We start from the raw sequence: 228 nt of genomic DNA, 5'->3' as shown, positions 1-228 counted from the left end.
AGCCCGGCCAGGCGCTCCGGCGCGGCGCGCAGCGCCTCGACCTCGTCCGGCGGTAGGCCCAGGCGGCACATGCCGCTGTCCAGGTGCACGGCGGCCGGCAGGGCCTCCCCGCGCTGCCGCGCGAAGGCGCCCCAGGCCTCGATCTCGCCCAGGGTGTTGAGGACCGGCAGGATGTTGTTGTCGGCGTAGTCCGCCTCGCAGCCGGGCGTGAGGCCGTTCAGCACGTAG

At 75.4% G+C, this 228-nt stretch carries 1 protein-coding gene; it reads right to left on the bottom strand.

Features of this window, described 5'->3' with window-relative positions; genetic code table 11:
• Nucleotides 1-228 (bottom strand): alanine racemase (locus SB717_RS40165; RefSeq protein WP_410908981.1); only part of this gene is annotated, 228 nt, incomplete at both ends.

Source organism: Priestia sp. SIMBA_032 (assembly GCF_046535215.1).
GTDB classification, from domain to species: Bacteria; Bacillota; Bacilli; order Bacillales; family Bacillaceae_H; genus Priestia; species Priestia aryabhattai.
Note: the sequence above shows the minus strand (reverse complement) of the source record. Positions and strands in the feature narration are given on the sequence as shown.